Origin of the sequence: Pseudonocardia kujensis, from assembly GCF_021283305.1 — a bacterium.
Lineage (GTDB): Bacteria > Actinomycetota > Actinomycetes > Mycobacteriales > Pseudonocardiaceae > Pseudonocardia > Pseudonocardia kujensis.
This window is the reverse complement of the sequence record NZ_JAJSOK010000043.1, coordinates 30,220-54,101: the sequence shown is the minus strand read 5'-3', so window position 1 is coordinate 54,101 and position 23,882 is coordinate 30,220. Positions and strand designations below refer to the sequence as shown.

The 23,882-nt window shown below is 74.9% G+C and carries 23 protein-coding genes and 3 pseudogenes; 19 read left to right on the top strand and 7 right to left on the bottom strand.

The features are described 5' to 3' along the window. Window positions 1-91: 91 nt before the first annotated feature. From LWC35_RS25645 to LWC35_RS25635, 3 genes are read left to right on the top strand one after another with little or no spacing between them, the layout of a single operon-like run. Window positions 92-1,009, top strand: a complete 918-nt coding sequence (locus tag LWC35_RS25645) for an RNA polymerase sigma-70 factor (protein ID WP_232872814.1) — start codon at window positions 92-94, stop codon at window positions 1,007-1,009. 54 nt (window positions 1,010-1,063) lie between these two features. Continuing rightward, window positions 1,064-1,408: a DNA polymerase ligase N-terminal domain-containing protein gene (locus LWC35_RS25640; RefSeq protein ID WP_232872813.1), complete on the top strand. Its 345-nt coding sequence runs from the start codon at window positions 1,064-1,066 to the stop codon at window positions 1,406-1,408. A 52-nt stretch (window positions 1,409-1,460) separates the two neighbouring features. Next, on the top strand, window positions 1,461-2,120 hold the full coding sequence (locus tag LWC35_RS25635; protein ID WP_232872812.1) for a protein-L-isoaspartate(D-aspartate) O-methyltransferase: 660 nt from the start codon (window positions 1,461-1,463) through the stop codon (window positions 2,118-2,120). Window positions 2,121-2,129: 9 nt separating this feature from the next. Here LWC35_RS25635 and LWC35_RS25630 read toward each other — a convergent pair whose 3' ends face one another. Together LWC35_RS25630 and LWC35_RS25625 are read right to left on the bottom strand one after the other, a co-directional pair. After that, complete coding sequence (locus LWC35_RS25630) at window positions 2,130-3,041, bottom strand: anti-sigma factor RsbA family regulatory protein (RefSeq protein ID WP_232872811.1); 912 nt, start codon at window positions 3,039-3,041, stop codon at window positions 2,130-2,132. Window positions 3,042-3,096: 55 nt separating this feature from the next. Beyond that, window positions 3,097-3,888, bottom strand: a complete 792-nt coding sequence (locus LWC35_RS25625; RefSeq protein ID WP_232872810.1) for a sigma-70 family RNA polymerase sigma factor — start codon at window positions 3,886-3,888, stop codon at window positions 3,097-3,099. Between the two features lie 213 nt (window positions 3,889-4,101). Here LWC35_RS25625 and LWC35_RS25620 point away from each other — a divergent pair, with 213 nt between their 5' ends. The 15 genes and pseudogenes from LWC35_RS25620 to LWC35_RS25550 all read left to right on the top strand — a co-directional run. After that, window positions 4,102-4,602 (top strand): VOC family protein, encoded by a 501-nt coding sequence (locus tag LWC35_RS25620; protein ID WP_269804768.1) that lies wholly within the window; start codon window positions 4,102-4,104, stop codon window positions 4,600-4,602. An 11-nt stretch (window positions 4,603-4,613) separates the two neighbouring features. Continuing rightward, a complete protein-coding gene (locus LWC35_RS25615) occupies window positions 4,614-4,805 on the top strand; it encodes a hypothetical protein (protein WP_232872809.1) in 192 nt (63 codons plus the stop codon). Beyond that, window positions 4,802-6,184 (top strand): dihydrolipoyl dehydrogenase family protein, encoded by a 1,383-nt coding sequence (locus LWC35_RS40475; RefSeq protein ID WP_232872808.1) that lies wholly within the window; start codon window positions 4,802-4,804, stop codon window positions 6,182-6,184. The genes LWC35_RS25615 and LWC35_RS40475 overlap by 4 nt, the downstream gene beginning before the upstream one ends. A gap of 217 nt (window positions 6,185-6,401) precedes the next feature. Continuing rightward, window positions 6,402-6,797 carry an SDR family oxidoreductase gene (locus tag LWC35_RS25605; protein WP_232872807.1) on the top strand — a complete coding sequence of 132 codons (396 nt, stop codon included), beginning with the start codon at window positions 6,402-6,404 and terminating at the stop codon, window positions 6,795-6,797. Window positions 6,798-6,884: 87 nt separating this feature from the next. Further along, on the top strand, window positions 6,885-7,298 hold the full coding sequence (locus tag LWC35_RS25600; protein ID WP_232872806.1) for a nuclear transport factor 2 family protein: 414 nt from the start codon (window positions 6,885-6,887) through the stop codon (window positions 7,296-7,298). A 287-nt stretch (window positions 7,299-7,585) separates the two neighbouring features. Beyond that, window positions 7,586-8,197: an FMN-binding negative transcriptional regulator gene (locus LWC35_RS25595; RefSeq protein WP_232872805.1), complete on the top strand. Its 612-nt coding sequence runs from the start codon at window positions 7,586-7,588 to the stop codon at window positions 8,195-8,197. A 251-nt stretch (window positions 8,198-8,448) separates the two neighbouring features. Next, window positions 8,449-9,759: an acyl-CoA dehydrogenase family protein gene (locus LWC35_RS25590; RefSeq protein WP_232872804.1), complete on the top strand. Its 1,311-nt coding sequence runs from the start codon at window positions 8,449-8,451 to the stop codon at window positions 9,757-9,759. A 199-nt stretch (window positions 9,760-9,958) separates the two neighbouring features. Continuing rightward, complete coding sequence (locus LWC35_RS25585) at window positions 9,959-10,135, top strand: hypothetical protein (RefSeq protein ID WP_232872803.1); 177 nt, start codon at window positions 9,959-9,961, stop codon at window positions 10,133-10,135. Then, window positions 10,132-10,989 (top strand): hypothetical protein, encoded by an 858-nt coding sequence (locus LWC35_RS25580; RefSeq protein WP_232872802.1) that lies wholly within the window; start codon window positions 10,132-10,134, stop codon window positions 10,987-10,989. Before LWC35_RS25585 ends, LWC35_RS25580 begins: the two co-directional genes overlap by 4 nt. Next, window positions 10,986-14,234 carry a bifunctional cytochrome P450/NADPH--P450 reductase gene (locus tag LWC35_RS25575; protein WP_232872801.1) on the top strand — a complete coding sequence of 1,083 codons (3,249 nt, stop codon included), beginning with the start codon at window positions 10,986-10,988 and terminating at the stop codon, window positions 14,232-14,234. The genes LWC35_RS25580 and LWC35_RS25575 overlap by 4 nt, the downstream gene beginning before the upstream one ends. A gap of 131 nt (window positions 14,235-14,365) precedes the next feature. After that, a complete protein-coding gene (locus LWC35_RS25570; RefSeq protein WP_232872800.1) occupies window positions 14,366-14,707 on the top strand; it encodes an STAS domain-containing protein in 342 nt (113 codons plus the stop codon). A gap of 450 nt (window positions 14,708-15,157) precedes the next feature. Next, on the top strand, window positions 15,158-16,708 hold the full coding sequence (locus LWC35_RS25565) for an ABC transporter substrate-binding protein (protein WP_232872799.1): 1,551 nt from the start codon (window positions 15,158-15,160) through the stop codon (window positions 16,706-16,708). A gap of 11 nt (window positions 16,709-16,719) precedes the next feature. Next, the gene (locus LWC35_RS25560; protein ID WP_232872798.1) at window positions 16,720-17,667 is read left to right on the top strand and encodes an ABC transporter permease; all 948 of its coding nucleotides are present in this window, start codon (window positions 16,720-16,722) and stop codon (window positions 17,665-17,667) included. Next, window positions 17,664-18,533: an ABC transporter permease gene (locus LWC35_RS25555; RefSeq protein WP_232872797.1), complete on the top strand. Its 870-nt coding sequence runs from the start codon at window positions 17,664-17,666 to the stop codon at window positions 18,531-18,533. Before LWC35_RS25560 ends, LWC35_RS25555 begins: the two co-directional genes overlap by 4 nt. Window positions 18,534-18,644: 111 nt before the next feature. Beyond that, window positions 18,645-18,828 (top strand): annotated as a pseudogene (locus LWC35_RS25550) (class I SAM-dependent methyltransferase); the annotation flags it as partial. Window positions 18,829-19,214: 386 nt separating this feature from the next. Here LWC35_RS25550 and LWC35_RS25545 read toward each other — a convergent pair. Continuing rightward, window positions 19,215-19,439, bottom strand: a pseudogene (locus tag LWC35_RS25545) (HNH endonuclease signature motif containing protein); the annotation flags it as partial. Window positions 19,440-19,482: 43 nt separating this feature from the next. After that, window positions 19,483-20,502 (bottom strand): annotated as a pseudogene (locus tag LWC35_RS25540) (DUF222 domain-containing protein); the annotation flags it as partial. A 662-nt stretch (window positions 20,503-21,164) separates the two neighbouring features. Here LWC35_RS25540 and LWC35_RS25535 point away from each other — a divergent pair. Next, entirely contained in the window at window positions 21,165-21,611 is a 447-nt protein-coding gene (locus LWC35_RS25535; protein ID WP_232872795.1) for a hypothetical protein, read from the top strand. A 225-nt stretch (window positions 21,612-21,836) separates the two neighbouring features. Here LWC35_RS25535 and LWC35_RS25530 read toward each other — a convergent pair whose 3' ends face one another. The 3 genes from LWC35_RS25530 to LWC35_RS25520 all read right to left on the bottom strand — a co-directional run bounded on the left by LWC35_RS25530 (window position 21,837) and on the right by LWC35_RS25520 (window position 23,808). Then, window positions 21,837-22,508: a hypothetical protein gene (locus LWC35_RS25530; protein ID WP_232872794.1), complete on the bottom strand. Its 672-nt coding sequence runs from the start codon at window positions 22,506-22,508 to the stop codon at window positions 21,837-21,839. A 147-nt stretch (window positions 22,509-22,655) separates the two neighbouring features. Beyond that, a complete protein-coding gene (locus tag LWC35_RS25525; RefSeq protein ID WP_232872793.1) occupies window positions 22,656-23,633 on the bottom strand; it encodes an Acg family FMN-binding oxidoreductase in 978 nt (325 codons plus the stop codon). Window position 23,634: 1 nt separating this feature from the next. Further along, window positions 23,635-23,808: a hypothetical protein gene (locus tag LWC35_RS25520; RefSeq protein WP_232872792.1), complete on the bottom strand. Its 174-nt coding sequence runs from the start codon at window positions 23,806-23,808 to the stop codon at window positions 23,635-23,637. Window positions 23,809-23,882: the final 74 nt, after the last annotated feature.

Sequence of the window (23,882 nt, the reverse complement as noted above, 5' to 3'; positions counted from 1 at the left end):
TGACGTGGCTCATGCCGGCGTGGTGTCACGGATCGGCGACCTCCGGCGTCTGATGGCGACAGAGCCAGTCGAGCGTCAACAGGAGGCGTCCATGTCGCCGACCGCGCCCACGGATCGCGGCGGGAGCACGAGCCGGCCCGCGACCGAGACCTTCCTCGCCCACCGCAACCTGCTGTTCACCGTCGCCTACGAGATGCTCGGCTCGGCGGCCGACGCGGAGGACGTCCTCCAGGAGACCTGGCTGCGCTGGGCGGACGTCGACCTCGCCACGGTGCGGGACCGGCGCGCGTACCTCGTCCGGATCACCACCCGGCAGGCGCTCACGAGGCTGCGCACGCTCGGCCGGCGCAAGGAGTCCTACGTCGGCCCGTGGCTGCCGGAACCGCTGCTGACCTCGCCGGACGTGGCCGAGGACGTCGAGCTGGCCGACAGCGTCTCGATGGCGATGCTGCTGGTGCTGGAGACGCTCGCGCCGACCGAGCGGGCGGTGTTCGTGCTGCGTGACGTCTTCGACCTCGGCTACGACGAGATCGCGGAGGCGGTCGACCGGAGTCCCGCCGCGGTCCGCCAGATCGCGCACCGGGCACGGGCGCACGTCGCCGCCCGCCGGCCGCGGGAGGTCGTGTCCCCGGCGGAGACCCGGGGCGCGCTCGACGCGTTCCGGCGGGCGGTCGAGACCGGGGACCTGCAAGGCCTGCTCGACGTCCTCGCACCCGACGTCGTCCTCGTCGGCGACGGCGGCGGGATCAGGCAGGCCGTGCTGCGCCCCGTCGTCGGGGCGGACAAGGTGGCGCGGCTGCTCGGCGCCGGGATGGGCCGGGTCGCCGGCGCGGTGTCCCTGCAGCCGGTTCAGGTCAACGGGCACCCCGCCCTGGTCCTCCGGCTCGACGGCGAGCTCGACAGCGTGGTGGCGGTGCGCATCGACGACGGCCTGGTCACCGGTCTCTACGCCGTGCGCAACCCCGAGAAGCTGTCGCACATGGAGCGGGAGACCGCCCTGCGCCGCTGAGGTGAGGGCGGTGAGGGGTCGGTCGGCGCGGCGGTCGTGCGCCACACTGGACGGGTGGACCGTCCCGCCTTCGTGCTGCACGACCACCGCCGGCCGCGGCCGCACTTCGACCTGCGGCTGGAGGAGGGCGGGGTGCTCCGGTCCTGGGCGGTGCCCCGCGGGCTCCCCGACGACCCGCGGCGCAACCGGTTGGCCGTCAGCGTCCCCGATCACGACCTCGACCACCTGGGCTACACCGACGAGGACAAGACCATCGCCGACACGGGCTGGTGGGAGGAGCACGACCGCGACGAGCGGCGGATCGTCTTCACCCTGCACGGGCGTACCGGCTCGCGGCGCTACGCGCTGATCCACACCGGGGAGGACTGGTTGCTGCACCTGACGAAGGACCAGCCCTGACCCGACTGGGGCGGGCGCGGAGCGGGTAGGTCGGCCGGCGGGAGGTGGTCGCATGGCCCGGGGGCGCGGAGGCCGGACGACCGACGGGCACGGCGCCGCGAAGGCACGGGAGGCCATGGTGGCGCGGCTGCGCGCGGGCGGGATCACGGACCGGCGGGTGCTCGCCGCGATGGGGGAGGTGCCGCGCGAGCGCTTCCTGCGGCCCGAGCTGGCCGGCGAGGCCTACGGCGACCACCCGCTCGACATCGGGCGCGGCCAGACGATCTCCTCGCCCTGGATCGTGGCGTTCAGCGTGGCCGCGCTGCAGCAGCCGCCGTCGGCGCGGGTGCTGGAGATCGGGACCGGCTCGGGCTACGCGGCCGCGGTGCTGGCCCGCTGCGTCGGCGAGGTGGTGACCGTCGAACGCGACCCGGAGCTCGCCGAGCGGGCCCGCGGGCTGCTCGCCGAGCTCGCCCCGAACGCGGAGGTGCGGACCGGGGACGGGACGCGCGGGGCCGCGGACCGCGCGCCGTTCGACGGGATCGTGGTGACCGCCCTGGCCAGCGGCGCGATCCCGCCGGACCTCGTCGACCAGCTCGCCCCGGGCGGGACGATCGTCTGCCCGGTCGGCGACCACCGGGTCGGCACCCTCGTCCGCCGTCGCGACGGCCGCACCGAGCACCTGGCCGACGTCAGCTTCGTCCCGCTCGTCCCGGGCAGCGCGGACCGCTGATCCGCGCCGTCAGAGCAGGATCTGTGCCGTGAAGCCCTCCGGCGCGCGGAAGAACCCGACCTGCCACGTGAGCCGGCGGGCGATCCACAGGCCGCTCCCGATCCCCGGCCGAGGGGCGAGGTAGCCCGCCACGGGGTCGTCGAAGCCGGGGCCGGCGTCGACGATCTCGCAGGCGAAGCGCCCGGCCACCCGGCCGACCCGGACGTCGCGCACGCCGCCGCCGTGCCGCACCGCGTTCGCCGCGACCTCGGTCGCGGCGAGGAGCATGTCGAGCGTCCGGTGCTCCGGGACCCCTGCCGCAACGAGCTCGCGGGCCAGCCGCTCGCGGAACTCCTCGGCGTCGCGGCCGAACCCGATCGGGCGGAGGCCCGGCAGGGGCCCCGCCGGTGCGGCGGTCCGGCGGAGCAGCCGGCCGGGCTGCTCGTAGCGGTCGCTGCGGGTCCACTCGTCGTCGAGGACGACCGGGTGGGTGCGCCACACGGCGTCCCGGATCGGCTCGGGGAGGACCCGGCCGTCGTAGGTGCACAGCACCCAGGCCGGGAGGTGGGCGAACGACTCGTTGAACACGGACTCGTAGCCCGTCCAGAGGTCCCACTCGCCGGGGTCGGGGCCGAACTGGACATCGGCGACCGCGCGGAGCGACGGCGCCGCCCGCAGCTGCTCCGCGTAGACGTCGTGGTAGGCCGCCAGGGTGTGCGCGGGCCGGGTGTAGGCGGCGCTCACGTCGACGAACGTGACGGCGGCGGCGTCGGGCCCGAGCGCCTCGTGCATGAGGGCGAGCCCGGGGCGGGTGTGCGCGACGACGGCACCCTCGCCCGACCGCAGGCCCTCACGGAGGAAGGCGACCGCCCGTGCCACGTACTCCTCCCGGGAGTCGTAGACGAGGGCGGTGTGCCGCAGGGCGGTGGTGCCGGATCTCATCGCTCGCCGTTCTGCCACCTCCTGGTCGGACGTGGCCCACCCTTCAATAAGACACTCACGGAGCGGAATCAAGCGGGGGCGCCGGACGGGCGAGCGCCTCGCGGAGCTTGCCGAGCGCGGCCGCCTCGATCTGCCGGGCGCGTTCGGCGGTCAGGCCCAGGCCCTGGCCGATCTGCTTCAGGGTCTGCGCCGGACCGCCGAGCCCGTAGTGGGCGCGGATCACCGTCCGCTCGCGCTCGCCGAGCCGCTCGGCGAGGTCGCGGACCTCGCGGGTCTCGATCGCGTCGAGGACCTGCTCGAACGCGAGCTCGGCGTGCCCGTCCCCGAGCTGCTCGGCGCCGCCCTCGCCGTCGCGGGCAGCGGGTCCGGAGACGCTGCGCGGGGTCCGCGCGGCGGCCTGGAGCCGGTGGAGCTGGTCCCGGGTGAAGCCGGTCGCCTCGGTGAGCTGGTCCGTGGTCGGGTCGACGCCGTGCCGGCGGAGGTGCTCGTTGCGGGCCGCCCGAATCGCCGCCAGCGCACGGACCGCACGGTCGGACAGGGCGACCGGCATGGTCAGCTCCGCGACGAGGTCCTGCATGGCCTTCCGGACCCAGTAGGAGGCGTAGGCCCAGAACGGGGTCCCGAGGTCGGGGTCGTACCGCCGCGCGGCGAACAACAGCCCGGCCACGCCCTCCTGGAGGAGCTCCTGGCGCTGGACGCCGATCCCGTGCGGGAAGCGGCGCGCGAGGCTCCCGATCGCGGGCAGGAACTCCTCGACGAGGCGGCGGCACGCGTCGAGGTCACCGGATCCCGCGGCGACCACGAGATGGCGTTCCTGGTCGGCGGAGAGCCTCGCGGCCCCGGTCATGAGACCGGTCGGCCACGTCGCTGACGGGTTCCCTCCATCGGCGCCTCCCTGCTCGAGGCCTCGCGAGTGTGGCACCACGCGCCGTGCTCGCGGTAGGGCGTTGCGGCCTTCGGGGGCGTCGGGCGAGGTCGCGCGACGTCGCCCTTGCGTTCCGCCGGTCCCGACTTACTGGGAGGGCGTGACGCACCCCGTGACCCCACTCGGAGGACGACGATGAGCAGTCTGCAGACGAGCCCGGAGAGCGCGGGCGAGGCGGCGGAGGACCAGGCCCTGGCGATGCGGCTGGAGGTCGTGGTCCTCCCCGTCTCCGACGTGGACCGTGCCCTGCGCTTCTACGGCGACCTGGGGTGGCGCCTCGACGCCGACGTCACCACCGGACCCGGCTTCCGCGTGGTGCAGGTGACCCCGCCCGGGTCCGCCTGCTCGATCATCTTCGGCTCCGGGGTCACCACCGCCGCGCCGGGCTCCACCCAGGGCCTCCACCTGGTCGTGTTCGACCTCGAGCGGGCGCGTGCGGAGCTGGCCGAGAAGGGGGTGCAGGTCAGCGGCCCGTTCCACGACGCCGGCGGGGTGTTCCACCACGCGGGCACCGAGGGCCGCGTCGACGGCCCCGACCCGGAACGTCGCAGCTACGGGTCCTTCGCCTCGTTCGCCGACCCCGACGGCAACCAGTGGGTCCTGCAGGAGATCCAGGAACGGCTCCCGGGCCGGTGAAGGGGACCGACATGGACATGACGGAAGCGTTGAGCGCGCTCCTGCGCGAGACCGAGGAGCGGCACGGCGGGTACGAGGCGACCGCCCCGCCGCACCGGTGGTCGGACTGGTACGCCGCCTACCTCGTCGCCCGGCAGGACGGCCGGACGCCCGACGAGGCGGCCGCGGACGCCGCCCGGCACGTCGCGGCGGTACGCCGGTGAGCAGCCAGTACGACGTGATCGTCGTGGGCGGCGGCTCCCCGGGCGAGCACTGTGCCGGGGAGCTCGCCGACGGCGGCCTGCGCGTCGCGCTCGTGGAACGGGAGCTGGTCGGGGGCGAGTGCTCCTACTGGGCCTGCATCCCGTCCAAGACGCTGCTGCGGCCGGGCGAGGCCGTCCGCGGCGCGCGCGACGCGGCGGCGACCGCGGAGGTCGACGTGCCGGCGGCGCTCGCCTACCGGGACTTCATGGTCTCCGACCACACCGACACCGGCCAGCAGACCTGGCTGGCCGGCAAGGGCATCGACCTGCTGCGGGGCACCGGCCGGCTGGCCGGGACCGGCGCGGTCGAGGTCGACGGGGTGCGCCACACCGCCGGGCACGTGGTCCTGGCGACCGGGTCGTCGCCCGTCCTCCCGCCCGTCCCGGGACTCCGCGAGCTCGACGGCATCTGGACCAACCGCGAGGTGACCGCCATGAAGGCCGTCCCGGAGCGGCTGCTGGTCCTCGGCGGGGGCGCGGTGGGCGTGGAGATGGCCCAGGCCGTCCGCCGCCTCGGCGGCGCGGTCACGCTGGTCGAGGCCGGCGACCACCTGCTCGCCCGCGAGCCCGCGCCGCTCGGCGAGGCGCTCGCCCGCGTCCTGGCCGCGGACGGCGTCGAGCTCGTCGTGGGCACCACGACCGTCGCCGCGGGGCGGGACCGGGCGGACTTCGTCCTCACCCTCGCGGACGGCCGCGAGCGGCGCGGCGACCGGCTGCTCGTCGCCACCGGGCGCCGCCCCCGGGTCGCCGACATCGGCCTGGAGACCGTCGGGATCCGGGCCGACGGCCGCGGCATCCCCGTCGACGACCACCTGCGGGCGGGGGAGCGGCTGTGGGCCATCGGCGACTGCACCGGCCTGTACCTGCTGACCCACATGGGCAAGTACCAGGGCGAGGTTGTCGCGGCGAACATCCTCGGCGCGCCGCGACCGGCCGACTACCGGGCGGTGCCCCGGGTGGTCTACACCGACCCGCAGGTCGCCGCGGTCGGCGCCGTCGACGCTCCCTTCCGCGCGACGGTCCCGGTGGCCGAGGTGGCCAAGACGGCGACCTACACCCACGCCTACGCCGACCTCCCGGGCTTCCTGACGCTGCTCGGCGACGGCACGTGCCTCACGGGCGCCTACGCCGTGGGCCCGGAGGCCGGCGAGTGGCTGCAGCAGGCCACCCTGGCCATCCGCGCCCGGGTGCCGCTGGACGTCCTGCGCGACACCGTCCAGCCCTTCCCCACCTTCTCCGAGATCTACGTGGCCGCGCTGAAGGCCCTGCACGGCGAGATCGCCGCCGGGCGCCCGACGCCGCCCCTGCCCCCTTCCACGACCTCGAGCGAGGCACCATGACCAGCGCACCGACCGCGTCCACCGTGCGACCCGACCAGCAGCTGCGCGGGCAGACGCTCGTCGTGATCGGCGGGAGCTCCGGCATCGGGCTGGAGACGGCACGACTCGCCCGTGCGGCGGGTGCCGACGTCGTGCTGACCGGCCGCGACCCCGGACGGCTGCGGCGCGCCGCGGACGCGGTCGAGGCACGCTCGACCACCTCTGGCTGCCGCTGCACGTGGCCCGCGTCCTGCTCGCGAAGGGCCGGCCCGGCGGCACCCTGCTGCTCGTCGGCGGGACCGGCGCGCGCCGCCCGGCGCGTGGGCTCGCCGTGCCGGCCGCGCTCACGGCGGCCCTGCCGGCGCTCACCGCCAACCTCGCGCTCGAGCTCGCGCCGATCCGGGTCAACCTCCTCGCACCCGGCTTCGTCGACACGCCCCTCTCGGCCCGCCTGCTCGGCGACGACCTCGACCGGCGCCGCGAGCAGCTCCGCGCCACCGTGCCGATCGGGCGGGTGGTCGGACCGGCCGACGTCGCGGCCCTGGCCCTCCATCTCATGACCAACACCGCCCTGACCGGAGCGGTCTACGACGTCGACGGCGGGCAGCAGCTGCTGTCCGGCCCGCCGGCCTGACGCACCCCGGCACCACACCGGGCAGCACGGGGGCTCGCGGACCTCGGTGTTGATGACACGTCCCCGGCCAGGGGCGAGGATGCGGCCATGGACATCTCGGCCGAGGACGTGCTCGCCGTCCACCAGCTGTACGGGCGGCAGAGCCATGCGATCGACTCGGGCAGGGCGGCCGACTGGGCCGCGACCTTCACCGCGGACGGCGAGTTCCACTCGCCGAGCTATCCCGACCCGGCCGTCGGGGCGGCCGAGCTGACGGCCTTCGCCGAGCGCTTCCACGCCGGCTGCGTGGAGTCCGGCGAGGTGCTGCGGCACGTCATCAGCACCGTGGACGTGATGCCGGTGGGGCCGGACACCCTGACCTCCCGGGCCTACCTGCAGATCGTCGGCACGCCGACCGGCGAGCCCTCGCGGCTGCACCGGCTCACCACCGTCGTGGACGACCTCGTCCGCACGCCGGCCGGTTGGCGGATCGACCGCCGCACCGTGCTGCGCGACGACTGACGGGTGCGGGCCCGGCCGAGTACGACGCGTCGCCCGAGAACGCCGACAGCCGGCTGGGCTCGGTGGCCGGGTCTGCGCCGACCCCGCGGCGGTCGGGGCGCTGCGCCTCGACCGGCGCACCGCGGACCCGGCGATGCTCGACATGCGGCAGGCCGCCCTGCTCGCGGACGGCACCCGGGACGAGCTGCTCGCCTACCTGCACACCCAGCACCCGGACGAGACGCTGCGAAGGCCGCCTCGGGGTGCATCCTGGAGCGGCAGGGACCGACCGGAGGAGCGCCCGCATCGTGTACGTGCCGACCCACTTCGCCCCCGCCGACGAGGACGTGCAGCAGCTGCTGGACCACCACGGCGCCGCGGACCTGATCACGGACGGCCCGGACGGGCTGGAGGCGACCATGCTGCCGTTCGTCCACGACCGTGAGGGCGGCCGGCTGCTGGGCCACTTCGCCCGCAACAACGACCACTGGAAGCGCGCCGACGGGCGGCCGGGCCTGGTGATCGTCCGCGGCCCGGACTCGTACGTCAGCCCGACCTGGTACGCCTCCAAGGCCGAGCACGGGCGCGTCGTCCCCACCTGGAACTACATGACCGCCCACGTCCACGGGACCGTGACCGTGCACGACGACGTCGACTGGCTCGCCGACGTCGTGCGGCGGCTGACCGACCTGCACGAGGCGGACCGGCCGGCGCCGTGGCGCGTCGAGGACGCGCCGGAGAAGTACTTCCGCGGCCAGCTGCGCGCCATCGTGGGCGTGGAGGTCCGCATCGACCGGGTCGACGCGAAGTTCAAGCTCAGCCAGAACCGGCCGGCCGCGGACATCGACGGGGTCGTCGACGGGCTCCGCGCGGTCGGCGACACCCGCGGCGCGGAGGCGGTGGCCGCCCACCGGCCGTGAGCGTTCGCCGGTGGGATCCCTCACGAGGAGGAGGGTTCCGGGCCGGTCGTCGGCGAGGCGATCGCCGGGCACCCGGGCGTCCGACCGGAGGACCCCCGGCACCTGCTTCCGCACTCCGTCCTGGCGCCGTTGCGGCGGCGCAACGACGGATATCCAGCGCGGCTCCACCGGCGTAGCGTCGAACGCCGCGCTTCGTTCCGGCGGCGATCACCACAGCGAACTGGACACCGCCAGCGCCACCCGGAGTTCCGATGACCATCAACTTCACGATGTCCGACGAGCAGAAGAAGCTGCAGCACGAGGTGCGCGCCTTCGCCGAGAACGTCCTCAAGCCGGTCGTCGCGGAGGCCGACGCCGAACGCGACCCGCTCAAGGGCTTCCAGAGGACGAAGCCGGCCTACGTCGAGGCGTACAAGGCCGGGATCGCGATGTGCATGCTGCCGAAGGCCTACGGGGGCGGCGGGGTGTCGTGCGTCGACCTGACGATCGCGGCCGAGGAGCTCTGCGTCGTCGACCCCGGGTTCGCCTGCACGGTCCTGTGCAACGGCCTCGGCCTCATGCCGATCGCCTGGTACGGCACCGACGCGCAGAAGGAGAAGTTCCTGCGGGCGGCGACCTCGGACCCGACGGGGGAGTACCTCGGCGGGTGGACGGCCAGCGAGCCGCCGGGCAACCCGGCCGGCACGGCGAACTTCGACATCCCGCTGCCGCGCCCGGCCGGGGTCGGCCTCCTCGCGGTCCGCGACGGCGACGACTTCGTCGTCAACGGCCGCAAGTACTGGCCGTCGTCGGCGGGCTGGGACGAGCGGGGCGTCAACGCGGGCACGCTGATCGTGCGCACCGACCCCGACAAGGGCGGCACCGAGGGGCTGTCCGCGCTGGTCCTGGAGCGGGACACCCCCGGCGTCACCTACCGGACCCTCGACAAGACCGGGCACCGCCTCGCCTCGAACGCCGAGATCGTCTTCGAGAACGCCCGCATCCCTGCCGCGAACCTGCTGCCCGGGGCGGAGGGCAACGGCGACCTCGTGATCAACCGCAACTTCGCGTGGTCCGGCCCGATCGCGGCGATCGCCGCGGTCGGCATGGCCCGCGCCGCCTACGAGACGGCCCTCGACTTCGCCCGGAGCAACACGGCCGGCGCGCTGAAGCCGATCATCTCCTTCCAGAACGTCGGCTACGTGCTCGGCGACGTGGCGGCGAAGATCGAGATGGGCCGCTACTTCTCCTGGCGGGCGGCGGACTACCTCGACAAGCACGACCAGCACGCCGAGCTGGTCGGCGCGATGAACAAGATCCAGGTCACCGAGATGATGTTCGACTGCGTGTACAAGTGCATGCAGATCGTCGGGGTGAACGCCCTGGAGACCAAGGCCGGCTTCGGCAAGATCCTCCGCGAGGCGTCGGTGCTGCCCATCTACGACGGCGGCAACATGGGCATGCAGCGCCGCCGCGTGCACGGCATCCTCGCCGACCCGCTCTTCAACCCACGGGCGATCATGGAGGACGAGTACGTGAAGTTCGAGAAGCACCACGAGGCGATCGACACCGTCGTCGTCTGACGCGCGCGATCCGGCCCCGCCCCGTCCGGCGGGGCCGGGAACCGGCGCAGCTCGAGCGTCGTGCTCCGGCGGCCCGTCCCCGTCACGGACGGCGGTCGGCCGGGCCCGCCGGAGTCAACTGGAAGGTCGGCTGGAAGGTCCGACCGTGGTCCGCCGGCTCCTGTCCCTGCCACCGTGTCCGCGGTGACAGGGGGAGGTCATGCACCTGACGGTCCAGCTTCTCCGCACCGCCGACGGGCGACTGGGGGGCACCGTGACGACAGACTCCGGCCGGGAACTGCCGTTCTCCGGCACGCTCGACCTGCTGCGGATCCTCGAGGACCTCGAACCGCCCGGGCCGCCCCGAGACGGGCCCGCGCCGCGGCGGCTCCGGTGACCGCGTCGCCCGCGCCGGCCACCCCGCCCGCGCCGGACGCGCCCTCCGCGCCGGACGCGCCGGCCGGGACGTCGTCGTCGGACACCGCCTCCGCGTCGCGGATCGCGGCGATCAGCGGGGTCGTCTTCGCGGCGCTGTTCGTGGTGGCGCTGGTGCTGGTGCACCGGGCCCCGACGCTCTCCGACCCGGACTCGGCGTACGCGGGCTTCTACGCGAACGGCGGCGACCAGCTCTTCGTCGCCGTCGGGCTCTACCTCGTGCCGTTCGCGGGAATCGCCTTCCTCTGGCACATGACCGCGATCCGCGCCGTCCTGGACACGCTGACCCCGACGCCGTCGGCGATGGCGCACGGGCTGAACCTGCTGGCCGGGGCCATCTTCGTGACGCTGCTGTTCGCCGGCACCGCCGCGGTCGGGGCGGTCGCCTTCGGGGTGTACTTCGGCCACTCGCCCGCCGAGGACCCGCAGACGGCGCGGGCACTGACCGGCGTCGGCTACGGCCTGGTGTTCGTCTTCGCGGTCCGCGGGGCCGGCATGTTCGCGCTCACCACCACGACCCTGCTGCGCAACGCCAAGGTGCTGCCGCTGGTGCCGGCCGTGCTCGCCTACCTGCTCGCCGCGTTCCTGCTGCTCGCGGTGACCAACAACCCGGCGGCCGTCCTCGTCTTCCCCGCGTGGGTCGTCCTGATCTCGATCTTCCTGCTGCGCCACGCCCACCGCGTGGCCGCACCGGCGCCGGAACCCGGCACCGGCGCGGCCGCGCCGGCGCCCGAACCCGACACCGGGCCCGCGGCGCCCGCGCCCGCCGCGGCCCTCGACACCACCAGCCCGAGCCTCAGGAGTGACCAGCCATGACCGCCTCCGTCACGCCTCTCACCGCGAAGACCGTCGACGACATCCCCGGGCCCAAGGGCGTGCCGTTCCTCGGCAACATGTTCGAAATCCGCCAGGCCACGATGATCCAGGACCTGATGAAGCTCGTGCGCGAGTGGGGGCCGATGCTCAAGCTCACCACCCCCAACGGGCCGCTCTACATCGCCTCCGGCCTGGAGATGGTGAACGACCTCTGCGACGACACCCGGTTCGACAAGCTCGTCGGGATGAGCCAGCGGGAGCTGCGCAAGACGCACGAGAGCGCGGGGCTGTTCACCGCGGACACCGACGACCCGCTGTGGAAGTCCGCGCACGACATCCTGCTGCCCAGCTTCAGCACCTGGGCGATGAAGGGCTACCTCGACCCGATGATCGACATCGCCGAGCAGCTGTGCCTCAAGTGGGAGCGGCTGAACACCGACGAGCCGATCGACGTCACCGCCGACATGACGCGCCTGACCCTCGACACCATCGCGCTGTGCGGGTTCAGCTACCGGTTCAACTCCTTCTACCGCGAGGGTCAGCACCCGTTCGTCGCGGCCATGATGGGCGCGCTGCACGAGACGCAGGCCCGGCAGCGCCTGCTCCCGGCGGCGATCAAGATGCGCCGCGGGGCCCAACGGCAGCTCGAGGCGAACAGCAGGTTCATGGACGACACGGTGGGGAAGATCCTCGCGGAGCGGAAGGCGTCCGGGGACCCCGGGAACGACCTGCTGGGGCACATGCTCGTCGGCACGGACAAGCAGGGGAACAGGCTGCCCGACCACAACATCGTCGCCCAGTGCCAGACCTTCCTGGTCGCCGGCCACGAGACGACCAGCGGGCTGCTGTCGTTCGCCGTCTCCTACCTGCTCAAGCACCCCGAGGTCGTCGCGCGGGCGCACGAGGAGGTCGACCGCGTGCTGGGCACCGACCCGTCGGTGCCGCCCACCGTGGCGCAGGTCCAGCAGCTGGGCTACGTCCGGCAGATCCTCGACGAGACGCTGCGGCTGTGGCCGACCGCGCCGGCGTTCACCCGCCAGGCCCGGCGGGCGACCACCGTGGGCGGGTGGGGGCCCTTCGCGCCCGGACAGGCGGTCATCGCCCTGACGCCGATGCTGCACCGGTTGACGGCGGTCTGGGGCGACGACGCGGAGGAGTTCAACCCGGACCACGTCGCGCCCGAGCGCCTCGACGCCCTGCCCCCCAACGCCTTCCGGCCCTTCGGGTCCGGCCAGCGGGCCTGCATCGGCCGCCAGTTCGCCCTGCAGGAGGCCACGCTGGTGCTCGGCATGGTCCTGCAGCGCTTCGAGCTGATCGACCACGCGAACTACCAGCTGAAGATCAAGGAGTCGCTGACCCTCAAGCCCGAGGGCCTGACGATCACCATCCGCCCGCGCAGCGGCCGGACCTGGGGTACGGCGTCGCGGCAGGCGGAGGTCGTCACGATCCCGCGGTCCCCGGCCCTCGCCGTCACGCCGGCCGACCGCCACGGCACGCCGCTGCTGGTGCTGTTCGGCTCCAACCTCGGGGCCTCGGAGGACCTCGCCTCGCGGATCGCGCGGGACGCGACGGACCGCGGCTACACGGCGCGCACCGCCGGGCTCGACGACGCGGTGGGCGAGCTGCCGACCGACGGCGCCGTCGTGGTCGTCACCTCGTCGTACAACGGGCAGCCACCGGACAACGCCGGGAAGTTCTGCACCTGGGTCGACGACGCCGCCACCTCGGCGGCCGGGGTGCGCTACACGGTCTTCGGCTGCGGCAACCGCGACTGGGCCGCGACCTACCAGGCGGTGCCGACGCGGGTCGACGCCGCGCTCGAGGCCCGCGGCGCGACGCGGGTCTACCCCCGCGGGGAGGGCGACGCCCGTGGCGACTTCGACGGGCAGTTCGAGGCCTGGTACGCCGGGCTGTGGGACGCGCTCGGGTCGGCCCTGGGCCTGGAGGCCGGGGCGGCGGAGGCGGCCGGCGGTGGCCCGCGGCTGGCCGTGGAGCTGGAGCAGCGCCGCACCGCGAGCCCGATCCTGCAGTCCTACCGCGGGCAGGCGGCGACCGTCCGGGTCAACCGCGAGCTCACCGCCCGGGCGGGCACCCCGGGCGGGCGCTCGGTGCGGCACCTGGAGATCGCGCTGCCCGCGGGCACCAGCTACGCCGCCGGCGACCACCTCGGGGTGCTGCCGCGCAACGACATGGCGGTCGTCAACCGGGTGATCGCCCGATTCGGCCTGGACGGCGGCCAGTACGCCACGCTCACCGCGTCCGGGGCGAGCCCGACCCACCTGCCCATCGGCGAGCCCTACCCCCTGCTCGGCATCCTGGCCGGCTGCGTGGAGCTGCAGGACGTCGCGAGCCGGGCCGGCCTGGCGGCGATGGCGGCACACATGCCGGAAGGCCCCTACCGCGACGAGCTGGCCGGGCTGGCCGGGACCGACGACGAGGCGAAGGCCCGCTACCGGGAGAAGATCGCGGTGCCGCGGCGCACGCTGCTCGACCTGCTGGAGGAGCACCCGGAGTGCGACCTCCCGTTCGCGGAGTACCTCGACCTCCTGCCGCCGCTGCGCCCGCGCTACTACTCCATCTCGTCGTCGCCGACGATGAGCTCCGCCGCCTCGGTGACCGTCGGCGTGCTCGAGGGCCCGGCGCGCAGCGGGGACGGCTCGACGTTCCGCGGGGTCTGCTCCGGGCACCTGAGCGCGGTGCCCGAGGGCGGCACCGTGTTCACCTTCGTCCGACAGCCGAGCATCGCCTTCCGGCCCCCGGAGAACCCGCACGTGCCGATGATCATGGTGGGCGCCGGTACCGGGATGGCCCCGTTCCGCGGGTTCCTCCAGGAGCGGGAGTCGTTGCGGGCCCGCGGCGTCCCGATCGCCCGGTCGCTGCTGTTCCTCGGCTGCCGGGACCCCGAGGACGACCTGCTCTACGCCGACGAGCTCAAGGGCTACGAGGCCGACGGCGTCGCGACCCTGATCGCGGCCTGCTCGCGGGTGAAGGGCTACCCGCACCGCTACGTCCAGCACGCCCTCGAGGCGTCGGCCGACCAGGTGTGGGAGGCCCTGCAGGACGAAGCCGTCGTCCTCGTGTGCGGCAACGCTTCCACCATGGCCCCCGGCGTCCGCGCCGCCCTGGTCTCGGTGTTCCGCGCCAGGACCGGGGCCGGGGAGGCCGACGGCGAGGCCTGGCTCGCGGGCCTGCGGGCGAGCAACCGCTACCTCGAGGACATCTGGGGGGAGACCGCCGTGGTGTAGCCCCGGCCAGGGGCGAGTTCCTTGCGAGGACAAGGGGTTTGCCGTGGTGCGGCACGGGAACGCCCGGTCGGATGGAACGTACCGCCGGTGGCCGGCAGGCGCCGGCGGCGTGCCGACCGGGCGGGAGACTCATGGACGCGCTCGAGCTGACGGTCACGCACCCGGCCGAGGAACTGGCGGTGCTGACCCTCGCGGGCGAGATCGACCTGACCAACTGCGGCGAGCTGTCCTGCGCGCTGTCGCGGCTCACCGCCGGGCCGGTGCCGAGATCGGTGGTGGTCGACCTGACCGGGGTCCGGTTCCTCGCCGTCTGCGGCGTGCGCTGTCTCGCCCTGGCCCAGGCCGCCATCGAGCGCGCCGGCGGCCGGATGCGGATCCTCCTGCGGCCCGAGACCTGGCTGCCGCGCCGCGTGCTGGAGCTGGGCGGGCGGTTCGAGCTGGTCGAGGTCGTGACCGCGCCCGCCGTGAGGTGACCTGATCCGGCCGTGATCACCGGTCGCCGACGGCGCCGGTCGATGCCCGACCCTTCCGGTCCACGACGGGTGATCCTGAACGGCCGGGTCGGCAGGAGCAGGCGCCTGCCACGAGGCCGGAGGGGTGGGCATCGGGCAGGCGCCGGGTTCGACCGCTGCGGACACACAGGGGCACTGTCCGGCGCACGGAGCGAGAGGCGGGCACGCCCACGGCGCCCCGTGCCCGGGTCCGCGAGGTCGACGGACCCTAACCCGGTCGGGCAGTGCAGCCAACCCTTCCTCGACGACCCGGTCGGAGTGGCGACAGACGGGTCAGGGCGGGTTGCGCCGCGGGCCGCAGTTCCTTCCACCGCGCAACGCGGCTCGGGTCGATCTCACGTTGACCAATCTGAACAGTTGCACAGATGATGCATCCCGGCTGCCGCACGGGGGTGGTGGCCCGGACGAGGGGTGGGTGACGACCGGATGCCACGACGGCGGGTGGCGCGGCTGGTGGCCGCGGTGGCCGGGGCGGTCCTGCTGGCCGCGGCGTGCAGCGGACAGGGTGGCGGGGGGAGCGCGGCCGGGCCGGACGGCGAGCTGACCGTGGCACTGCAGTTCCCGCCCCGCGCCGCGTACGCCTTCGACGCCGACGACGGCGCCCGGCTGCAGAGCCTCGGCGTGGCCGAGACCCTGACGACGGTCGACGACGCGGTGCGGCCCGCGCCCGGCCTGGCGACCTCGTGGGAGCAGACCGCGGACCCGCGGACCTGGCGGTTCGTGCTCCGCCAGGGCGTGAGGTTCCACGACGGCAGCCCGCTGACCCCCGACGCCGTGGTGACGGCGTTGCGCTTCGTCGCGGGCGTCACGGCGCCGCCGCGCTCGATCCGCGGGATCGGGTTCGCGATCGCGGCGGACGGCGCGGACGCCGTGCGGATCACGACGGCGACGCCGGACCCGGTCGTGCCGCTGCGGATGAGCAGCGGGAACCTCGGGATCCTCGCGCCCGCGGCCTACACCGGCGGGCAGCCGGGCGTGGTCCGGACCGGTACCGGCCCGTACGTGCTGGACACGGTCAACGGCACCGACTCCGCGGTGCTGGTGCGCAACGAGGCCTACTGGGGCCCGAAGGCCGGCGCCGCGCGGGTGACGGTGCGGTACGTGAGCGACCCGCAGAGCAGGGCCCTGGCCCTGCAGTCCGGCGACGTCCAGTTCGCCGAGGGCCTGCCGAACGCGTCCCTGGACCAGCTGCGCTCGGCCGGTGTCGACGTGACCGAGTACGCGGCCGCACGGACGATCGAGCTGCTGCTCAACCAGTCCACGGCGCCGTTCTCGGACCTGCGGGTGCGGCAGGCGGTGACGAAGGCGATCGACCGGCCGGTGCTGGCCGCACAGGTGCTCGGCGGCGCCGCCGAGCCCGCGGCGGACCTGTTCGGGGCGGCGGTGCCGTGGGGCGGGACGGCCCCGCCGCCGGGAGCGGACGTCGACGGCGCGAAGGCCCTGCTCGCCGAGGCCGGGTACGGCCCCGACCGGCCACTGCAGGTGCGGCTGTGGACCTTCCCCAACCACCCGGAGATGCCCGTCCTGGCCGGCGCGATCCAGTCGATGCTGGGCCGGGCCGGGATCGGCGTCGAGGTGACCGTCAGGGACTACGCCGCCCAGGAGCCCGACGTGCTCGCCGGGCGCTTCGACATGTTCCTCAACTCGCGCAGCTACCTGTCGGACCACCCGGACGCGACCAGCACGCTGACCTCGGACTACACCTGCGCCGGCAGCTACAACATCGACCACTACTGCTCCCCGGCCTACGACGCGCTGATCGCCCGGCTGCCGACCGTGACCGACACCGCCGAGCGGCAGCGCCTGTTCGCCGAGGCGGCGCGGATGCTGACCGCCGACGCCGTCGGGGTGATGGTCGTGCACCCGCTGAACACCGCGGGCTCGCGTGGGGCGAGCGGCTTCGTGGCCGACCCGCTCGGGGTGCGCCCGGTGCTGCCGCCGTTGTCGCGCACCGACACCTGAGCGCCCGGCCCGTGCTCGGCCCGCTGCTGCGGCGGCTGCTGCCGCTCCCGCTGATCCTGCTGGCGGCCTCGGTCGTGGCGTTCGCGCTGCCCCGGCTGGTCGGCGGCGACGTCACGCGCGCGGTGCTCCGCGCCCGGGTCGCCGCCGACGCGCCGGACCCCGCGGTGGCCGCCCGGGTGGCCGCGGAGCTCGGGCTCGACGGCCCGGTCGTGGGGCAGTACCTGCGGTGGCTCGGCGCCGTGCTGCGCGGGGATCTCGGCATCGGCTACGTCGCCCGCACCCCGGTCGCCGACCAGCTCGGCTCGGCGCTCGGGGTGTCCGGGCTGCTCACCGGGGCCGCGCTGGTGCTCGCGGCGGTGCTGGGCGTCCCGGCCGGGGTGTTCGCCGCCCGACGTCCCGGCGGCCCGCTCGACCGGGCGCTGTCCGCCGCCGGCATCGCGGGGATCGCCGTGCCGGAGTTCGTCCTCGCGCCGTGGCTGGTGCTGGTGTTCGCGGTGGGTGCGGGGATGCTCCCCGCGATCGGCTGGGGCGCGCCCGAGCACCTGGTGCTCCCGGTGCTCACGCTGGCCGCCTACCCGGCCGCGCTCGCCGCGCAGCTGGTGCGGGCCGAGACGATCGACGTCCTCGGCCGCGACCACGTCCGGCTCGCCCGGGCGAAGGGGCTACCGGAGCGGCGGGTGCTCTGGCGGCACGCCGCCCGGCTCGCCCTGACCTCGGTGACGTCGCTGTCCGGAATGTTCGTGGCCGGGCTGCTCGGCGGGGCGGTGGTGGTGGAGACCGTGTTCGGGATCCCCGGGGTCGGCCGCCTCCTGCTCGACGCCGTCCTGGCCCGGGACCTGCCGGTGGTTCAGGCCGGCACGCTCGTCCTCGTCGCCGTCGCGGTGGTCGCCGGCATGGTGGCCGAGGTCGCGCAGCTCGCGCTCGACCCGGTCGCCCACGACCGCGAGGCCGACCGGTGAGGCGGGTCGGCGCAGGGGCCGGGGCCCTGCTGCTCCTGGTCGTCGTCGTGCCGGTGCTGCTGCCCGATCCGGTGGCCACGGACTTCGCGGCGATCCTCCGCCCGCCGTCGGCCGCGCACCCGTTGGGGACCGACCAGCTCGGTCGCGACGTGGCCGCCCGGCTGCTGGTCGGGGCCCGGCTCACGCTGGGCCTGTCGGTGGTGACGGTCCTGGTCACCGGGGCCGTCGGAACCGCCGTCGGACTGGCGTGCGGGTACGCGGGTGGCCGTGCCGGGCGGGCGGTGCTGCGTCTGACCGACCTGCTCGCCGCGCTCCCGACGGTGCTGTTCGGCCTGCTCGCCGCGGTCGTCCTCGGGCCCGGGCCGGTGGCCCTGCTCATCGCCGTGACCCTGGTCGGCTGGACGCCGTTCGCGCGGCAGGCCCACCAGCTCACGGTGCGGGAGGTCGGGCAGGGCTACGTCGAGGGCGCCGCCGCCCTCGGGGCCGGGCGGGTGCGGGTGCTCGGCGGGCACGTCCTGCGCAACGTCGCCCGCCCGCTCGTCGCCCACGCCTGCGTGCGGCTCGCCGGGACGCTCCTCGCGGTGTCCGGCCTGTCCTTCCTCGGCCTCGGCATCCAACCACCCACCCCGGAGTGGGGCGCGATGGTCGCGGAAGGCCGGGAGTTCCTGTTCGCCGCCCCGCACGTCGTCCTGGCCCCGTCGGTGGCCGTCGTCCTCGTCGCGGCGCTGGCCCTCCTCGCCGGGCGCGCCCTCGGGGATTCCGCGGCAGGACGTCGTTCGCCCGCGCGCAGCCGGGCCGGGTGTCGGGAACATCCGCGCAGGTCAGCGGGAGGGAACCGGATGGGCGACCCTCCCGCACCCCCGTGACGAACCGACCTTCGCCCTCCGGGTGGTCCTCGTGACCGCACCGCCCGCGCGGGAGGGGCGGCACCAGTGGGAAGGACACCGCGGTGCGCACCACGTCCCGACGTCGAGACCTACGAGGGGACCGCGGAGCAGATGCCGCTGCCGGACGCGTCGGTCGACGCCGTGCTGGTCGGGCAGGCCATCCACTGGTTCGATCCCGCGCGCGCGTTCCCCGAGATCGCGCGCGTGCTGCGGCCGGGCGGGGTGCTCGCCGGACTGTGGAACGCCGAGGACGGCCGCGTCGACTGGGTCCGCGGCTTCCACGAGGCGCTCGCCCAGGGGCGGCCCCGGCAGGGGGTGCCGCGGGGCGGCGACCGGCCGGAGCTCGACGTCGGCCCGGAGTTCGGCCCGGTGCGGACGGCGTCGTTCGAGTACCGGATCGCGACGACCGCGGTGGCGCAGGGCCAGGCGGTCCCGGCCGTCCACGTCGAGGATCCGCTGCGGGGGTTCGACCCGGGCGTGCACACGCCGGTCGCAACAGGCTCGACCAGGACCAGCCTGACCCACCCGTCCTCGATCTCCACCGGACGGAGCCCAGCTCTGCTGCGTCGCTGTGCTCGACATCCATGGTCGGCACACCCCGCGACGGGGCGAGCGGTGGACACCGCACGATGCTCCGGCCCGCCGAGCCCCGGGCCCACCTCACCCCACAGGGTGGAGGAGGGGTGGTGGTCGGCGGCGGGGTGTGCGGGTGCGGTCGATCCAGGACGGTGGCAGGAACTCGGGGAGCCCCTCGACCATGCGGACCTGCCAGTGGGAGTGGTGGATCAGCCGGTGGTGTACCGAGCACAACATCACCAGGTTGCTCAGGGCGGTGGGGCCGCCGTGCTGCCACTGCTTCACGTGGTGGATTTCGCTCCAGGTGGGTGGGCGGTCGCAGCCGGGGAAGGCAGCCGCCGTCGCGCACGGTCACGGCGCGGCGCAGCCCGTCGGGGACCGTGCGGGAGATCCGGCCGATGTCGAGGGGGACCCCGGTGCCGTCGAGGACGACCGGGATGACGGCGGCGTCGCAGGCCAACTGGCGCAGGGTTCGGGCGGTGAGTTGGCCGCCGAACTCCAACGACGCGGGCGGGGCGCGCCGTTCCAGGTCCTCGAGCCGGATGGTGACGGTGAGCTGGGGGCGGCGGCCACCGGTCTCGGGCAGCCGGCCGCGGGAGAGGACTTGGGTGCAGACTTCGGCGAGGGCTTCGGCCTGCCGCTCGGCGGCGCGGCGTTGGTCGTGAACGTCTCGTGGCGCGGCCCCGGCATCCACCGCCGCGGCGATCGCGTCGAACATGGCGGCGTCGTCGAACCGGCCGGCGAGTGTGCCGCCGGGGCGGGTCCGGAAGCGGGCGATGCGCAGCTCGTTGACCTGGACCGGTGGGGTGTCGTCGGGCTCGGGTCCGTCCTAGTCGAGGAGCTCGATGAGCTGGCTGCCCCAGGTGTGCAACTCGGAAGGCGTGTAGACGCTGGCCTTGGCCGCGAGCTGGGCCTCGGCCCCGGCCCAGGTCTGCGGGGACAGTCGCCGGGCGGTGCTGCTGTCGAGCAGTCGGGCGAGGACTTCGACGTGGCGCAGTCCGGCCTCGCCGGTGGCGAACACGGTCGCGGTGGTCGGGAGCCGGGCGGGGAGCGGGGTGCCGTCGAGCCCGATCTGCGCGCACACGGATTCGGCGGCGACCACGCGGCGGCGGGCTTCGAACCGTTCCCAGCCGAGCAGGTCGGCCAGAGCACCGGTGGGGGAGCGGTAGCCGCGCTCGGCGAACACGCCGCGGCGCTGCAGGTCGGCGGTGGCCTCGACCATGGCCCGGTCCAGGGCGCGGCGGGCCTGTTCGCCCACCCGCAGCGCGTCGATCACCTCGTCGGGCGCGGCGGTGGGGCCGGCGGCGTCGGTCAGCTGCGCGATCGCCTGCTGGAGGCGTTCGCGCGCGGTGCCGACCGGCCCTGCGTCCATACCCACACCATAGTCGAACACAAGTTCGAAGTCAGGGCCATCGTCGCAGGTCAACAACCACCGGCCGCTCTGTTTGGAGTTGGTGCGGCACTGTCCTCGAAGCTCTTGCCGCTCGTCGCGTCATTCTCACCGCTCCCCACGTAGCGGGCCGAACACCTGACTGACCCGCCCTTGTGTGATGCCGGTGCTCCGAGCCGGGCGGCTCAACGAGCCCTGTGTGGAAGCGGCGACACACCTTCCTCCAATCACGACGGCGCCGCGTCTGCACGACGACCAGGCCGACGTCGTGGTGCGGGTTCGTGCGGTGACCATCGCGGGACGCGCGACGATCGCGCCGAAATGACGCAGGAGCGCCTCGGTGCCCGCCCCCGAACCCCTGCGCCGAGCCCGCCTTTCCTCGACGTTCGCTGTGGAGAGCACAGGACCTACTGCGCCGGGGCCTGCGCCAGCCGCCCGGTCCACCACGACCACCCCACGACGCACCGACTGCCGCGTTCCTGCCCGTTCCGCCGCCGCGACGTCCTCGAATTCGGAGCCGGTGCCGTGATCACCGGCCCGTACGTACGTCTCCGTATTGGAGCGCGGGCAGCGCGGGCCCACCCTGTCCCGTGCGCCTCGGCCGGCCGACCGGGGCCACGGACGCACGAGGAGGTGCACCAGCAATGTTGGGTGATCGACTGGGCGAGTCCGCCGGCAGGATCACGGGCGTCCGCATCCTCCCCACGGAGGGCGAGCAGGTCTGGATCGAGGTGTCCTTCCAGGGCAGCGGGAACCTGCTGGGACAGGAGATCGCGGACACCGGGACCTACCGGCAGTCGATCCGGCCCGGCGGCGTCCTCTACGGGGAGGGCCACGTGTTGATGATGTCGCCGGCCGGTGATCTCGTCGACTGGATCGGCGGTGGTGTGGGCCGGCCGACGGGGCCGGGGTACAAGGCGAGCTACGGCGTCTTCGGCACCGCGCAGACGAAGTCGGAGAAGCTCGGTCGTCTCGGCGAGGTCGCGAACGTGATCGAGTACGAGGTCGAGGAGGACGGGAGCTACCGCTGGACCATGTGGGAGTGGATCGGCGGTGGCATGAGCGAGGCGCAGGCCGCGGCGGCGCGCTAGCCGGCACGACGCGGGGCCGGGACGCCTGCGCGTCCCGGCCCCGTGCCGTCCGTCCTCTTCCGCTGGACGCTGTCGTTCGAGGCGAGCGAGGACCGGACCAACCCCGCCGGCGACCTGCTCGGTGCGTTCGCGGCCACCGCCACGGCGCAGGTCATCCCGGGGCCGAGGCCGCGACGCCGTCCGACCCGCGCGACGATCGGCAGCGCTGCCAGGCCAGCGCCGGCCTCACCTGCGCCGGACGAGGGCGCCGATGCCGGCGACGAGCGCGAAGAGCGGGAAGACGAGGGCGCTGCTGTAGGGCAGGCCGATGGCCAGGGTCGCGACGAACGAGGCGCCCGCCAGCACGAGGGCGACGATCCCGACGGCCTTGGGCAGCAGCGCGCCGCGCAGCGACAGCACGCCGCTCACGGCCATGACGCCCAGCGCCGGCAGGTAGGTGCCGGTGGACATCTGGTCGGCGAGGACCGCCGCGGTCGCGCTGGCCTCCGTCGTGTACATCGACTGGTCCATCGCGCCCGGAGCGCCGCCGGCGGCGACGTAGCGCATGAGCACGCCGACCGTGGTCGTCGCCAGCAGCGCGATCGACGACCAGCGCAGGGCCTCGACCCAGCCGGACCGCGCGGAGGCGATCTCGCCGGCGCGGCGGCAGAGGCCGAGGGTGAACAGGGTCGTCGCGATCACGGCCACGAGCCCGAGTCCGGCGCCGAGCCGGATGAGCAGCTCGGGGTTCATGGCCGAGGCGATGAACGCCCCGGACTTGACCTCGCGGTCGGTGAAGGTCCCGGGGCCCTGGGCGAGGAAGGCCGAGGCGCCGCCCGCGGTCACCGCGGCGACGATCCCGGCCCACCCCCAGGCGGCGGTGCGGGCGGTGGTCGAGGGCGCGGCGAGGGTGGTCATGGCGGGTTCTCCCTGGTCCGGAGGGTGTCACGGGGTCGTGATCACCCTGTCCGGGCCGGGGTCGCGGACCCAGGGCGCCACCTCGTCGATCCTCGGCGGGCAGCCTTCGCGACGGGGTGGTGGTGGCCCCACCCGGCGCTCACCGGATCACGGCGGCAGCAGGACCGCCCGCAGCGGACGCCGGGGCGTCGGCTCCAGCGGCGGCGCGCCCGGTGCGGGGAAGCCCAGCCGGATCACGAGCTGCGGGTGCTCCGCGAGACCCAGCGCGGCGCGCAGGTCCCTCCGGGCCGCCGGCACCTCGACGGCCTGGCTGAGGGGATCCGTGGCCAGGCCGCCGCGCGTGGCGGTGAGCAGCACGGCGCTGGTGGCCTCCCCGGCCGCCAGCCGCGCCGCGGTGTCGTCCTTCGCCGTCGCCAGCACGAGCAGCAGGCCGCCGTCGGGGCCGAGCCCCCGGCCGGGGGCGAGGGTGCCGGACGGGAAGCGCTGCAGCCCCGGTTCGTCCCACTGCCCCGTCCGGACGGGCACCGCGGCGGGCGGGACGCCGTCGCCGGCGTCGGCGTACCGGCGGGTCCACGTCAGCAGCTCGGCGAGGTAGCCGGGCTCGTGGCGCTGCTCCCGGGCGGCCCGGCCGAGGACCTCGGTCATCCTCCTCAGGACGGCGCGATCGGTCACCGGGACCGCCACCGCGCCGAGCTGGGCCGCGCGTTCGACCAGCGCCGCCACGTGCGCCGCCGGCACCGGCTCCGGGGAGTACCGGCGCCGGTCGCTGTGCCGGCGCGCGAGCTGGCCGAACAGCGCCGCGGCGGACCGGTCCGGCTGTCCCTCCACGAGCCGGACGGTGGCCAGGTGCGAGGAGTCCTCCGGGTCGGGCAGCCGGTCGACCTCGACCGCGCCGCCGAACCCGGCCACGGCGACGCGCAGGTGGTGGAGGGCGGCGCCGCAGCTGATCACCAGGTCGCGGCGGTCCGGGTCGGTGCCCGGCAGGTGCCGCGCGGTGTCGGTGTGCAGCTCGACCTCGCGCGGGCGCAGCCGCCAGCGCCACGGCTGGGTGTTGTGCACCGACGGCGCCCGGAGCGCGAGCTGGACGGCCCGCTCGAGCAGGCCGGCGGCGAGGTCCGTGGACATGTCAGGAGGCGACGCGGCCGAGCCGGCGCCCGGCGAAGTCGAGCGCGACGCCGTCGGGCCGGAGGGCGCCGATGTGGACGCGGGCGAAGTCGTACACCTGCCCGTGCTCGTCCACGGTCCCGATGCGGACGCCGCGGTCGTCGACGATGATCGTGGTGGTGGCGATGGAGGGCATCGTCGCTCCTGGTGTCGAGGTGCCGGGCGCCGCCCACGGTCGTCCGGCGCCGCGGCGGGGACCAGGGCCGAACG